Raw genomic sequence first — 12763 nt, 5'->3', positions numbered from 1 at the left:
AATCGTGTAACATGAATACGAAAAATGTTTGTTCAAGGCAAGATATATGGCATATTAGATAATTTCCCATTTTTAGATAAATGTATTAGTGAATTAAGATTTAGCGATACCAAAACAAATATACCCGATAGTAAAATGTACCACGACCCATACGATGCTTTGCTTTATTGTTCTTATCAATATCGCTTTAAAATGGGAATATAGGTAATATATTTTTGGCCGAGCGGTTTACTTTCTTAAATTATTGTGATAAAATGACTTAAAATTTAAAAAAGTTTTGAAGTTCTTTCAAACAAATTTGGGAACCTTTATAAAATTCTTCGCTTAACGCTTAGAATTTTTCCCAAGTACTTTGAAAAGCGCGGCAAAAGTTTTTTAAATTTTAAGTTATTTTTCACAAAATTCTAGAAAGTCTCCGCGAGGCCAGATTGACCCTCTGCATATAATAAATTAAATAATTTCCTTTCAAAAACTTAAATAACGCTTTGTATATATACAAGTATGTTAAAACAATTATATAAAAAGATTTAACGAAAGGAATTATAATAATGAAAAAGATATTAAGTATTTTAGGAACAATCACTGTAATTGGAACAAGTGCGACAAGTTTAGCTGCTTGTAATACACCTCAATATAGCGAAGAAAAATTAACAAAACTAAAAGAAGAAAACAAAATAAATACAGATAATAAACAAATCAAAGATAATTTAGAATGAATATCACCCCAAGAAGAACCGTTTGATACCTCTGATAATAAGTATTATTTTGTAGTATGGCGTAGTAAATTAAATTCTGATTGAAGAATAATTAAATTTAAAAATGACAAAGAAAAAAGCAAAGAAGAAACAGTAGATGTTGATGATAATTACTTTCTTATTTTGCATTGATGAGATGCTCCAAAAGTTCATTATTGAGCTTTAACAGTTAGCGGATTAAGACATCATGCAGAACATATTTGAGGAGAAAATTCAGGAATAAATTATTTTAAATCAGTTTATCGTTGAAATTTAGATATACAAGAACCTAATTTATGTATTAATACTGATGGTAATATAAAAGTTAAATAATAAAAAGTCATTTATTAAAATGACTTTTTTATATTTCTAATGTAATTAATGATAGTTTTTCATTGTTTCTATTAAATAATTCTAAATTATTAATATTAATTTGTTCTTTTTCTGTAAAAATTGTAATATCATATTTTCCATAACCTCATATACCTGATATTTCAATTTGATTTAAATTAAATAATTTTTCATGTTTATAAAAAGTTATTTTAATATTATCTACAACTAATGTTTTAGTCATACTTATTCAATCTGCTTTTGAATAAAGTAATCTATATCATTGCGAAAAATAGTTTAAATAATCTTCTATTTTGTCATTAGAAACAATTAAATTAGTTAAATATTTACCGTATTCTCCATCTGATAATTTAATTTCTGCTGCAATAAGAGAAGGAATATTATTTGTTTCTAATTCATTTGTTATTGATAATCAATTAAAATAATTTGCTTCTAATTGATAAATATGGTTTTCTGAAATATCTTTGTTTTTAAAAATTACATTATTGTTTTTGTTGTTTTTAATAATACTTTGTTGTTTTAAATTTCAATCGGTAATTTGCCCTGTTTGGAGGTCAATAATTGGTGTATTTGGTTCACCAACAACATTTCAACGATAAACTGCTTTAAAATAATTTATTCCTGAATTTTCTCTTCAAATATGTTCTGCATGATGTCTTAATCCGCTAACTGTTAAAGCTCAATAATGAACTTTTGGAGCATCTCATCAATGCAAAATAAGAAAGTAATTATCATCAACATCTACTGTTTCTTCTTTGCTTTTTTCTTTGTCATTTTTAAATTTAATTATTCTTCAATCAGAATTTAATTTACTACGCCATACTACAAAATAATACTTATTATCAGAGGTATCAAACGGCCCATCATCTGCATAAACTTCTTCTCAATAATTTACTGGGGTTGGCGGGATAGGACCACTACTAAAATTAAAATATAAAGAATTTAATTCAACTACACATTTTTTAAATTCTCAATAACTTTCATCAATTTTATTAGGTACTGATATTAATTCAAAATAATATGGAGAAATTAACTTAACATCATCATTATAACATTTATTAAAAACATATTTGCTATATGTATAATTTGATAACATATAGATAATTTGTTTAAATCTTTTGACAATACTATCATTAATAAGAGTTGTAGAAACCACATACATTTTGTATTTTTGGTTTTTACAGTTTTGGAAAGTAAATTTTTTTAATATTTTTAATTGAGGAGTTGAAATTATGCAAACAAAGCAATATTTTATTTTGCGGTCCCTAGTGAAAAAGTATGGTAAAGATAATGTTATTAATACTGTTAATAAGATTGCAAAAGATATTGAAATTAAAAAGTAAAAGAATAAATTATTCCGCGTAATTTATTAGCGGATAATTTATTCAGTAGTGTTTTTAATGGAGCGAAGCGACAACGAGCGGAGCGAGTTTGCAAATTTCATTTTTTTAGTTTTTAGAAAGGAGATGTATTATGCCAACTTGATTAACGACAATATTTAGTGTTGTTATTGTATTAGCAATTTTTCTTTATTTTGGTTTATTAATTTACCAAAAAATTAAACAAATTCGAGGAAAGAAAAAAGATAAAAAAGAAATTGAAAGAAAGGAGAGTAATAAATAATGTTAGGTATGTATTTAACAACAGCGTTTAATTTTTTAACAGCACCTACACCTAAAACTATGTCTGAGGGTATGACTGGTATTTGAACTGGTTTATCTAGTGCATTATGAAAAGTTAAAGAAGGTATAACAAATATTTTACCTGAGATAATGGTTTTCTTAGGTGAAGCGTGAATTATATTAATTCCATTTGCTATATTTTGTATTATTAAAATCTTAAACTTTTTCCGTGTTATGGTTAAAGGATTTTAATATTTATTATAATCGATCATATATCTTAGTTAAGGCACACTAGCTTTTATGTGAATTAAATAAATAATTTTATTGTTTATTTTTACACTATACACTGTTCACAAGCTTTAAAAGAAAGTAGGTATATTTATAAAAAATATTATAAAAATTTATTTCCCAAATCTATTACTAGTATGACCCTTAATAGAAATATTCTTATTTTTATTAAATCCTACTAAAAAAATATTTTTCATAACAGACTCAATATTATGAATAATAAACAATATAGATTTATCAACTATAGAAAATATAGTTAAATTTATATGTATAATAGGGGTTTTTATTATCCCAATATTAACGATAGTAATAAAGTTTATTAAAAAATAAATTTGTAAACAGTGTATAGTGTAAAAATAAACAATAAAATTATTTATTTAATTCACATAAAAGCTAGTGTGCCTTAACTAAGATATATGATCGATTATAATAAATATTAAAATCCTTTAACCATAACACGGAAAAAGTTTAAGATTTTAATAATACAAAATATAGCAAATGGAATTAATATAATTCACGCTTCACCTAAGAAAACCATTATCTCAGGTAAAATATTTGTTATACCTTCTTTAACTTTTCATAATGCACTAGATAAACCAGTTCAAATACCAGTCATACCCTCAGACATAGTTTTAGGTGTAGGTGCTGTTAAAAAATTAAACGCTGTTGTTAAATACATACCTAACATTATTTATTACTCTCCTTTCTTTCAATTTCTTTTTTATCTTTTTTCTTTCCTCGAATTTGTTTAATTTTTTGGTAAATTAATAAACCAAAATAAAGAAAAATTGCTAATACAATAACAACACTAAATATTGTCGTTAATCAAGTTGGCATAATACATCTCCTTTCTAAAAACTAAAAAAATGAAATTTGCAAACTCGCTCCGCTCGTTGTCGCTTCGCTCCATTAAAAACACTACTGAATAAATTATCCGCTAATAAATTACGCGGAATAATTTATTCTTTTACTTTTTAATTTCAATATCTTTTGCAATCTTATTAACAGTATTAATAACATTATCTTTACCATACTTTTTCACTAGAGACCGCAAAATAAAATATTGCTTTGTTTGCATAATTTCAACTCCTCAATTAAAAATATTAAAAAAATTTACTTTCCAAAACTGTAAAAACCAAAAATACAAAATGTATGTGGTTTCTACACCATTGACATTGCTTCAGCATTTAATATTGCTGCAAAAGAAATGTTTTTACAGAATATTTAAAGAAATTTATTAATTAAAATTTAATAAATGCTTTTTTAGTATGATTAAATATGCTTAAATTAAGTTATTTTTATAAAATATTTTATTTTTTTTAAAAAAAAGTTGCATTTGTTAAAAATTATGTTATCATCAAATTAACAAGAGGAAAAAATTAATGCTTGCATTTACAGGATTCCATGATTAATAAGTAAAAAAATAGTAATGAATCAGGAACCTTATCCTTATTTTATTTTGTTTAAATAATCACTTCAAATTAAAAAACCAATGATAGTATTTGCAGTAAAAAAACTTGTTTGAATTAACATGTTAATATTAATTGTTATCGGGTAATTAGTTCCAATGCTATTAACTCCCACAAACATTGCAAATTGTAAAATATTTGAAATTAATCATAAAATTCATTGTTCTTTTAGCCGTAAAAACATTAAAATTGAAGCAATAATTGCGATGCTATTAATTGTACTGTCAAAAATATGGGCAATAGGTTGGTTTAAACAAGCATAATCAGCTTTTACTAATGCATAATGAAAAGCTGGAATTTCATAATATCAAGCAATTGCAAGAACAACACAAATCCCTAAAGAAATTGGCAAAATTATTCATCATTTTGAGTTTCGGATGTTTAATGAGGAATTTTGTTCAAAAATAAAAGTTTTTTGTCATATATACCAACCAATAAATTGAAATGGTAAATAAAAAAATAAATTTAATTGAGCATAACCAGTATAACCAAAACCAAATGAAAAGAGACCAAATGTTGTGACACTAATTAAACCTCAAAAATAATTGCTCATTTTACCAAAACTAATTAAAACAACATTTAAAATACTTGTAAAACTAACTAAACCGCTTAATGAATAAAGTGTGGCATCAATTCATTTAGGAATATTCCCTAAATAAGGTTTGGGAGTATTTAAAATATTAACAATACTAAAAAAAGAAGGATTATGGCTAGAATCAATAAAATGATTAAAATCAAAAAAAGATAAAAAAGTAACAATAATTCCAATGCAAATTAAAAGAATTTTAAAAGTTTTTGGTAATTCTTTAATATCTTTACCAATTGTTCTGATTCCTAAGAAGTTAATTGGTTTTGTAATAATAAATCATTTTTGTTGTTCATTTTTCATTTTTTTGTATGAGTATCTTGATTCTTTCTTTCATCATTTATTTATTAAGCCTATAATTATATCTTAACAAAAAATAATATTTTTTATTCTTTTAAATTATATCTTTTTGATATAATTTATAAAAAATAAAAAAATCCTAAAAATAGTTGCTTGTTTTTTTATTTTTAGTATATAATGAATAAGGCTAAAAAAATGCCATGCCTAGTTAGCTCAGTTGGTAGAGCACTCGGCTGTTAACCGATCGGTCGCAGGTTCGAGTCCTGCACTAGGCGCCATTATTTTTTTTGACAATTTTTATCAATTTTTAACGGCCTGTTGGTGAAGCGGTTAACACACATGCCTTTCACGCATGCATTCACGGGTTCAAACCCCGTACAGGTCACCATTTTCGGGTGTTAGCTCAGTTGGGAGAGCGCCTGCCTTACAAGCAGGTGGTCAGCGGTTCAAGTCCGTTACACCCGACCATTTTTTATATTAATAAGCTGGCTTAGCTCAATAGGTAGAGCAACTGACTTGTAATCAGTAGGTTGGGAGTTCAATTCTTCTAGTCAGCACCATTGCCTGTCTCCTGTTAGCTCAGTCGGTAGAGCAACTGGCTTTTAACCAGTGGGTCAAAGGTTCAAGTCCTTTACAGGAGACCATTTTTAAAACCGAGTATCCGGGTGTGGCGGAACTGGCAGACGCACCAGACTTAGGATCTGGCGGGGTAACTCGTGGGGGTTCAAGTCCCTTCACCCGGACCATAATTAAAAAAACAAATTAACACTTTAAGAGTGTTTTTTATTTGCAAAATTATAATGTAAGTGCAATACTGAAAAAAACAATCTAGACCATTATGATAATTTAAACACATATAAGAATTACAACCTTTTTTAACAATTACTATTTTATTAAATAATAATAATTTTAGTGAAAGGAAATATCTAAATATGAAAAAAAATAGTGAATTTATTAAGTGGTATTAGTTTAATAGGAAGTAGTGTACCATTGGTTAAAGCCAATAGTAGTTATAAATTACAAGCACAAATATTAAAGCGAAATAAACGGCAAGGAAATTTTAAAGCATTAAATAAAGAACTTAAAAATTGAATATTAGGTGAGTTACTTGATAATTTACCAGAAACAATTTTAAAACGAATATATAAATTAAATAAAAAAATTAAAGAAAATAGTTTAAGAATAATTAATTTTAGGGAAAACATAGCTAGAATAATTTGATATAAAGATGTTGATAGTACAACAAATTTTATTGATGTTTATTTTACAATTTATAATTCAAGCAATTCAGTATTTTATAATGACAATTCAAGGTTGGGGAGTTGTGAGTCTTTATCAGTCACTTCAAATGAAGAAAATAATGAAAATCAAATTGAAGAATCAATATATGCAACAGTTTTACCAAAAAGGCAAAGAAGTAAACAAAATACTGTTGCACCACCACTGCCACCTAGAAAGTTAAATAATCTTTTACCAAATACAGAATTAGGTGAGTTACCTGATTCTTTACTAGCAACAATTTTTGAAAGAGTAATACTTTTAAATACTGATATTGATTTAGATGAAGTTGTTATTCATGACATTACACATATTTTAGCAATAATTAGTAGTAATCCAAATAGTAGTAGATATTATGGTAGAGTTATAGTTCATTTTACTTTAAATAATAAAGAAGTAAAAACAATCAAAGAAGATAAAAATAAGCAAGATCCAAATGCTGATAATAATGATAGTATTAATAAATTTAATAAATTATGTTCAAATAATGAAATTAATAATTTAAATCCTAAAAAAGTTTTAACGTAAAATAATCGTGGTGGTCGTTTACATGCAGTAAATACATATCTTGGGACAAACAATGGTATTTATTTGCAACATGTTTATGGTCAAATTGATAAGTTTGATGATTTGAATTTTCCTATAATTGCAATTGAATTAGATAATAAGGGAAGTGCTTATGTTTTAAATAATACTGGTAAAATTTATCATTTAGATTTATATGGTTGAGGGCATCAACAAGTGCCCAAAAAATAGTAAACAATATAAATTTCAATTGAAAAATAACTGGGCCAATAACCGATGATACAAAAGTATGGGAAAAAACAATAAATTTAATTAAATGGTCAGACTATGCTAATGGTTGACAAGAGTTTAAAGAAAGATACAAATATATTGAAATTAATAAGATTAATTCTTCTGCAGGTGGTTAAGGTACAACAATATCTAATACTAAAGCAAATATTAAATTTAATACAGAAAATATCAAGGAAAATTGAGATTCTAATCAAAATCATATATCGCTTTTAAAGTATGACTATTATCTGTTTGTTCCTTTTGTTTATGTAGAACAAAAAGCATTGTTATATATTAAAAGTTTATGAGTTGAAAGCGAGTATTTAAAAATGAATTTAGTTTCATATACTTCTTCTTTTTGTGCTATTTATCATGTTTGAAAAAATTTGCATTGTGTAATCGAAGTGCAACAAATCAACTTTGAAAGGAGTTGATTTTTTATTGAAAAGAAACATTATTTTATTTTTCGGTCCTTAGTAACTAAAGTATGGGAAAGATATTTTTATTAATACTGTAAATAAGATAGTAATTAATAATGTAAAAGAAAATGAATAAATTATCCGCGTAATTTATTAGCGGTAATTTATTCAATATATTTTATTTTGAGCGTAGCGAACACGCGAAGCGTGCCGCAATATTTTTAGAGAGGAGATGTAATATGCCAACTTGATTAACGACAATATTTAGTGTTGTTATTGTATTAGCAATTTTTCTTTATTTTGGTTTATTAATTTATCAAAAAATTCGTCAAATTCGAGGAAAGAAAAAAGATAAAAAAGAAATTGAAAGAAAGGAGAGTAATAAATAATGTTAGGTATGTATTTAACAACAGCGTTTAATTTTTTAACAGCACCTACACCTAAAACTATGACTGGGGGTATGACTGTTATTTGAACGGGTTTGACTAGTGCATTATGAAAAGTTAAAGAATGTATAACAAATATTTTACCTGAGATAATGGTTTTCTTAGGTGAAGCGTGAATTATATTAATTCCATTTGCTATATTTTGTATTATTAAAATCTTAAACTTTTTCCGTGTTATGGTTAAAGGATTTTAATATTTATTATAATCGATTATATATCTTAGCTATGGCACACTAGCTTTTATGCGAATTGAATAAATAATTTTGTTGTTTATTTTTGCACTATACACTGTCTACAAATTTATTTTTAAATAAATTTAACTACTCATTTGTTTATTTTTAGTAGGATTTAATAGAAATAAGAATATTAATAACAGTTTTGAACCAAAAATTTTTATAATATTTTTTATAAATATATTTACTTTCTTTTAAAAACTTGTAGGCAGTATATAGTGTAAAAATATCAACTTAATTATAAACTTATGATTTTATATTTTAATAACTATTGTTAAAAATTAAATAGTATTTTTCAGTGTGCTAATTTTTATTATTTTTATATTTAACAATGTTTATTAACAGTGTTTATTAAACATTAAATAAACAATATATTAGCATTATGTATAACATTGTTAATAATCAGTGTTTATTACAATTAAAAAACATTATATAAACATTATTTATAACATTGTTTATTAAATAAATATTTAATTAGGAGACTATATTATGGATATGAAATTTAAAACAACTGAGGAATATAAAAAATTAAAAAAAGAATTTATTATTATGAATTTTGTTTTTGTTTCTATTTATTTTGCTATATTAATTATTTCTGGTCTTTGTATTGTTTTTATAATTTGGTCTTTAAATGTAGGAGATATTATAGGTATTTCAGGCTGTTTAATTCTTTTTGTTGTACTTTTACCATTTGTAATTATGGAGCATATATCAGAAGTTAAGGAATTTAGAGTTACAGTATTAAAGAAACAATTATTACCGCTATAAATTATTAATAATGGAGTATTAGGAAAAAAGGCACAATGTTAAGACCAGTAAGACGAGGAGATGATAAAATTGAGTAATTTTGTTAAGAAAAATCAGAATGTAGAAAATTATTTTATTAGTAAGGGATTTATCCCTTTTACAACAGATAAAGCAAGTTTTATTAATTTACCTAATCATAATCGCCATATTGGTTTTTGGTTGAGTAATAAGTTTATTTATTCGAGTGAAAAACATTCGGAACAAGTAGCAATAGGTTTGATTTATGATAATTCTTACCCTATTGTAAAATATGATGAAAATTTAAAACGCCATATTTGAAAGTATTTAACTGGAACAGAATTAATCAATTTATATAATCAATATGAACAAAATTATTTTACTAAAATGAAAAAAGCGTTATTTGAAGTGTTGAAAAAGAACAAGAATTAATTAATGATTTGAAAGACTTAAATTAAATGAGTTTATATAATTATTGAGTTCAATTTGTTAGTTATATTATTGGTGCAAATGCCCCTGAGTTTTTATATGTTATGTCGTTTGTGTTATTTATTGTTTTGTTTTTTGGAATGTTTTTTAAATTTATTCAAAAAATGTGGAGTTTTTAAAAATGCAAAATGATTGAATTAAATTAAAAGAGTTTTTTATTCATATATTTTTGTTTATAGATAAAACGAATGTTGAAAGTATTACAATGTGGAATTTAACGCAAAATGAATATTTAACTTTGATGGTTGGTGTTTGAGTTGTGATTTTGTTTTTAACTTGGTTTTTCTTGTGAATGGTTTTTAAAATAGTTAGTTATTTTAAATAATTAAATTTTGCTATTATTATGGTTTTCTCTCCCCACAAAATTTTAAAATTTTTTTGAATATAATATATATTTTCATTACGAATGCAGTAATTATTAATATAAATAATGTTGTAAAAAATATTTCTTTTTGATTTGTGGGGGGAGAAAACCATAATAATACTAGTTTAATTATAAATAACTATTGGAGGTAAAATGAAAAAATTTATATTTTTTTAAAAACTATATGATACTGTTTTAGTTAACTTTTTTGCGTTGAAATTACAAAATTTTAATAATATTTTGTTGAGTGAAAATATTAACGATAAATTACAATTTGATAAATTATTAAATAGTATGTTTAAGATTTCACAGAAATTTTATACTAATTATTTACGTACGATTTTTGATTTAGAAAATAATACTTATGCTCAAGGTTATAATAAAAAATATGGTTTATTAGTAAATAATGGTTTTAAAATTTACCCACAATATTTTTATTTTTCTGATAAATATAAGCAATTAGATATTAAATTATATTCAGCATTTAAAAATCGGTTTTATACGATTAATAATTATGGTAGTTTTTTTAATTATGATTTTTCGGTTGCTAATAAATTATGATATTAAGTTAAATTCGGGTTATGTTTTTGTCGGTAATTTACAAAATAAATATGGTTTGCAATATAAAAAAATTGAAGAACAAAAAATCGGTTATAATGTTTTTGAATTACAAGCACAAAAAGAAAACGATATGTATCGTTATTATGATTTTAATTTTGGGATTTATAACTGACAAGAAATTAATAATGGTGGGTTGTTCCCCGATAAACAATGATGACAAGTGCAATATGTAACGCCAGAGGGTTGATGAGATTTTGGTGCTCATATTAAAAATGCGGTGATTTGAATTGTCAATACTATTCCCGGTGTTAAACAAGTTAATTAATTAGCGAGTGGTGTTGGTAAGGTTTTTGAAACAGTATATAGTTTTTTAGTCAAATATTTGAAGTATGAAAATTTAATCCATCATTGTATAGTACAATAACAAATATATTCTTATTAATTATGTTTATGAAATTTGTGCGATTAATATAAAAAAGGAACTGTTATTCAGTTTCTTTTTGTTCTTTTCAATCAGTAATTTTACCGGTATTTTTATCAATGGTAGGTATTTGTGGTTCACCATTACCACCTCAACTATAAAGTGATTTTATATTTGCAGTGTTAAACATTACGAAATCTTTTGGATTATATGTTTCTAAATATCAAATATTATTTCTTTTTTGTGATATATTACCATTATTTTTTGCTAAATATATACCATATTTACCTACATCAAATAAATTAAGAAATAAATATGATTTATTATTTTTTGTACTAAATTCATTATCAAAATTATTTTTATCAATTAATTTTCAATTACTATCTTTTTGTGCTTGTTGTGGATTATATTGTGGTTCTGGTTTATTACTTTTTCCGTTTTCATTGTTATTTGCTTTTTCAGATTTTTCACAACCGATTAATGTTGTTGTGCTTGTTGCGGTTAATCCAATTGCTCCTATATGCTAAGTCATTTTTTCATATAGATTGCTCCTTTTTATTGTTTTATATATAATTGATTTTATCTTATATCAATTATATATCAATTATTTGTATTAAATATTAAAAATTTTATAAGTTAATGAAAGGTATATAAATGTTATGTATAGTCATTTGAGTTTTATGGATAAAGTTAAATTAGAACAATTATTATTATTATTATTATTATTATTATCAAGAATGTTTTTAAAAAAGAATGGTAAACAGAATATTTCTGCAATCGCTAAATTTTTGAATAGACATCGTAGTACTATTTTACGAGAAATTAAGCGTTTTAAAACTACTGATGAATATAGTGCTTATAAGTCAGATAAAATGTATTATGAGAAAAAAAGATGTAAATTTACTGAAGAACAGATTAATTTTATGAAAATTAGACTTAATAAATATTGTGATTCTCCGAGAGAATTTATTTATCGTTATTTTTTAAAATTTGGTGTTAAATTTCCCGTTTGTGTTAAAACACTGTATAAATGAATTCGTTTAGGTTTTTATGGTTTTTTAAAACAGAATTTGCGACATCGTGGTAAAAAATATAAAACAAAAGGAAAATCTGATAATCGTGGTAAATTAACTGATTTTAAGTCAATTTTAGATATTGAAAATAAAGTTTCTAATGTTGGGTGATTTGAAATGGATACTGTTGTTGGAAAAACCATCAATCTAGTTGTTTAGTTTTAGTAGAACAATCAAGTAAAAAATATTTTGCAATAAAATTAGAAAATCATACTACTAGGGAAGTTGAGAAAAAGTTTAAAGATATTGTTATAAATAATAATTTAATTGGAAAAATAAAAGGAATAATAACAGATAGAGGTAAAGAATTTAGTGAATGACGAGAAATGGAAATATTTGTTGAAACACAAGTATATTTTTGTGACGCTGGTAAACCTCGTCAAAAACCTCTAATTGAAAATATAAATGGTGAGTTTAGAAAATGATTTCCTCCTGGAACTGATTTTAATAATGTTAGTCAAAAACGAATTGATTGAGTAGTTAATAATGTAATAAATGAAAAACTCCGACCGTGTTTAAATTGAATAAGTGCTAAAGAAATGTTTTTGCAGAATATATAAACAATAAAT

Annotated in this window: 18 protein-coding genes, 6 tRNA genes and 3 pseudogenes; 22 read left to right on the top strand and 5 right to left on the bottom strand. The window is 24.5% G+C overall.

Features of this window, described 5'->3' with window-relative positions:
* Positions 1-24 precede the first annotated feature (24 nt).
* Both SCITRI_RS10350 and SCITRI_RS08165 read left to right on the top strand, forming a co-directional pair.
* Positions 25-204 carry a hypothetical protein gene (locus SCITRI_RS10350; RefSeq protein WP_147077647.1) on the top strand — a complete coding sequence of 60 codons (180 nt, stop codon included), beginning with the start codon at positions 25-27 and terminating at the stop codon, positions 202-204.
* A gap of 344 nt (positions 205-548) precedes the next feature.
* Positions 549-1067, top strand: coding sequence for a lipoprotein (locus tag SCITRI_RS08165; RefSeq protein WP_071937894.1), 519 nt, complete (start codon positions 549-551; stop codon positions 1065-1067).
* Positions 1068-1095: 28 nt separating this feature from the next.
* Here the strand turns inward: SCITRI_RS08165 and SCITRI_RS08160 are convergent, their stop codons facing one another.
* Positions 1096-2247 carry a DUF3688 family protein gene (locus SCITRI_RS08160; RefSeq protein WP_157092885.1) on the bottom strand — a complete coding sequence of 384 codons (1152 nt, stop codon included), beginning with the start codon at positions 2245-2247 and terminating at the stop codon, positions 1096-1098.
* A 311-nt stretch (positions 2248-2558) separates the two neighbouring features.
* Between SCITRI_RS08160 and SCITRI_RS08155 the strand changes: the two genes are divergently transcribed.
* Together SCITRI_RS08155 and SCITRI_RS08150 are read left to right on the top strand one after the other, a co-directional pair.
* Positions 2559-2708: a hypothetical protein gene (locus SCITRI_RS08155; RefSeq protein WP_071890527.1), complete on the top strand. Its 150-nt coding sequence runs from the start codon at positions 2559-2561 to the stop codon at positions 2706-2708.
* Entirely contained in the window at positions 2708-2959 is a 252-nt protein-coding gene (locus tag SCITRI_RS08150; RefSeq protein WP_071937131.1) for a hypothetical protein, read from the top strand. Before SCITRI_RS08155 ends, SCITRI_RS08150 begins: the two co-directional genes overlap by 1 nt.
* A gap of 472 nt (positions 2960-3431) precedes the next feature.
* Here the strand turns inward: SCITRI_RS08150 and SCITRI_RS08145 are convergent, their stop codons facing one another.
* The 3 genes from SCITRI_RS08145 to pnuC form a co-directional block, all read right to left on the bottom strand.
* Positions 3432-3683, bottom strand: coding sequence for a hypothetical protein (locus SCITRI_RS08145; protein ID WP_071937131.1), 252 nt, complete (start codon positions 3681-3683; stop codon positions 3432-3434).
* On the bottom strand, positions 3683-3832 hold the full coding sequence (locus SCITRI_RS08140; protein ID WP_071890527.1) for a hypothetical protein: 150 nt from the start codon (positions 3830-3832) through the stop codon (positions 3683-3685). The genes SCITRI_RS08145 and SCITRI_RS08140 overlap by 1 nt, the downstream gene beginning before the upstream one ends.
* 612 nt (positions 3833-4444) lie before the next feature.
* Positions 4445-5353 (bottom strand): nicotinamide riboside transporter PnuC, encoded by a 909-nt coding sequence (gene pnuC / locus SCITRI_RS08135; protein ID WP_071937892.1) that lies wholly within the window; start codon positions 5351-5353, stop codon positions 4445-4447.
* Positions 5354-5552: 199 nt separating this feature from the next.
* Here pnuC and SCITRI_RS08130 point away from each other — a divergent pair.
* From SCITRI_RS08130 to SCITRI_RS08070, 16 genes and pseudogenes are all read left to right on the top strand, one after another.
* Positions 5553-5628, top strand: a tRNA-Asn gene (locus SCITRI_RS08130).
* A gap of 34 nt (positions 5629-5662) precedes the next feature.
* Positions 5663-5738, top strand: a tRNA-Glu gene (locus SCITRI_RS08125).
* 4 nt (positions 5739-5742) lie between these two features.
* Positions 5743-5818: transfer RNA gene (locus SCITRI_RS08120), tRNA-Val, on the top strand.
* A gap of 16 nt (positions 5819-5834) precedes the next feature.
* Positions 5835-5910: transfer RNA gene (locus SCITRI_RS08115), tRNA-Thr, on the top strand.
* An 8-nt stretch (positions 5911-5918) separates the two neighbouring features.
* Positions 5919-5994: transfer RNA gene (locus SCITRI_RS08110), tRNA-Lys, on the top strand.
* Between the two features lie 17 nt (positions 5995-6011).
* Positions 6012-6096 (top strand) — tRNA-Leu (locus SCITRI_RS08105).
* Positions 6097-6295: 199 nt separating this feature from the next.
* Positions 6296-7156 (top strand): hypothetical protein, encoded by an 861-nt coding sequence (locus SCITRI_RS11750; RefSeq protein ID WP_237237916.1) that lies wholly within the window; start codon positions 6296-6298, stop codon positions 7154-7156.
* Positions 7157-7219: 63 nt separating this feature from the next.
* Complete coding sequence (locus tag SCITRI_RS11745) at positions 7220-7384, top strand: hypothetical protein (RefSeq protein WP_237237915.1); 165 nt, start codon at positions 7220-7222, stop codon at positions 7382-7384.
* Positions 7354-7560, top strand: coding sequence for a hypothetical protein (locus SCITRI_RS11740; protein ID WP_237237914.1), 207 nt, complete (start codon positions 7354-7356; stop codon positions 7558-7560). Before SCITRI_RS11745 ends, SCITRI_RS11740 begins: the two co-directional genes overlap by 31 nt.
* Positions 7561-7752: 192 nt before the next feature.
* The gene (locus tag SCITRI_RS10640) at positions 7753-7932 is read left to right on the top strand and encodes a hypothetical protein (RefSeq protein WP_164023930.1); all 180 of its coding nucleotides are present in this window, start codon (positions 7753-7755) and stop codon (positions 7930-7932) included.
* Between the two features lie 149 nt (positions 7933-8081).
* The gene (locus SCITRI_RS08095; RefSeq protein ID WP_015979229.1) at positions 8082-8231 is read left to right on the top strand and encodes a hypothetical protein; all 150 of its coding nucleotides are present in this window, start codon (positions 8082-8084) and stop codon (positions 8229-8231) included.
* A complete protein-coding gene (locus SCITRI_RS08090; protein ID WP_071937891.1) occupies positions 8231-8482 on the top strand; it encodes a hypothetical protein in 252 nt (83 codons plus the stop codon). Before SCITRI_RS08095 ends, SCITRI_RS08090 begins: the two co-directional genes overlap by 1 nt.
* Before the next feature lie 528 nt (positions 8483-9010).
* On the top strand, positions 9011-9289 hold the full coding sequence (locus SCITRI_RS08085) for a hypothetical protein (RefSeq protein WP_071937890.1): 279 nt from the start codon (positions 9011-9013) through the stop codon (positions 9287-9289).
* Positions 9290-9349: 60 nt separating this feature from the next.
* Positions 9350-9744 (top strand): annotated as a pseudogene (locus SCITRI_RS08080) (DUF3627 domain-containing protein).
* A 152-nt stretch (positions 9745-9896) separates the two neighbouring features.
* Positions 9897-10100: a DUF2649 family protein gene (locus SCITRI_RS08075; protein ID WP_071937782.1), complete on the top strand. Its 204-nt coding sequence runs from the start codon at positions 9897-9899 to the stop codon at positions 10098-10100.
* Between the two features lie 222 nt (positions 10101-10322).
* A pseudogene (locus SCITRI_RS08070) lies at positions 10323-11174 on the top strand (spiroplasma phage ORF1-like family protein); the annotation flags it as partial.
* Positions 11175-11185: 11 nt separating this feature from the next.
* Here SCITRI_RS08070 and SCITRI_RS10345 read toward each other — a convergent pair.
* Positions 11186-11311, bottom strand: coding sequence for a DUF3688 family protein (locus tag SCITRI_RS10345; protein WP_204305186.1), 126 nt, complete (start codon positions 11309-11311; stop codon positions 11186-11188).
* Here SCITRI_RS10345 and SCITRI_RS08065 point away from each other — a divergent pair.
* Complete coding sequence (locus tag SCITRI_RS08065) at positions 11301-11648, top strand: hypothetical protein (protein WP_071937889.1); 348 nt, start codon at positions 11301-11303, stop codon at positions 11646-11648. The genes SCITRI_RS10345 and SCITRI_RS08065 overlap by 11 nt on opposite strands.
* Positions 11649-11780: 132 nt before the next feature.
* Positions 11781-12754, top strand: a pseudogene (locus SCITRI_RS08060) (IS30 family transposase).
* The last annotated feature ends 9 nt before the right edge of the window (positions 12755-12763 follow it).

The organism is Spiroplasma citri, from assembly GCF_001886855.1.
Lineage (GTDB): Bacteria > Bacillota_I > Bacilli_A > Mycoplasmatales > Mycoplasmataceae > Spiroplasma > Spiroplasma citri.
Note: the sequence above shows the minus strand (reverse complement) of the source record. Positions and strands in the feature narration are given on the sequence as shown.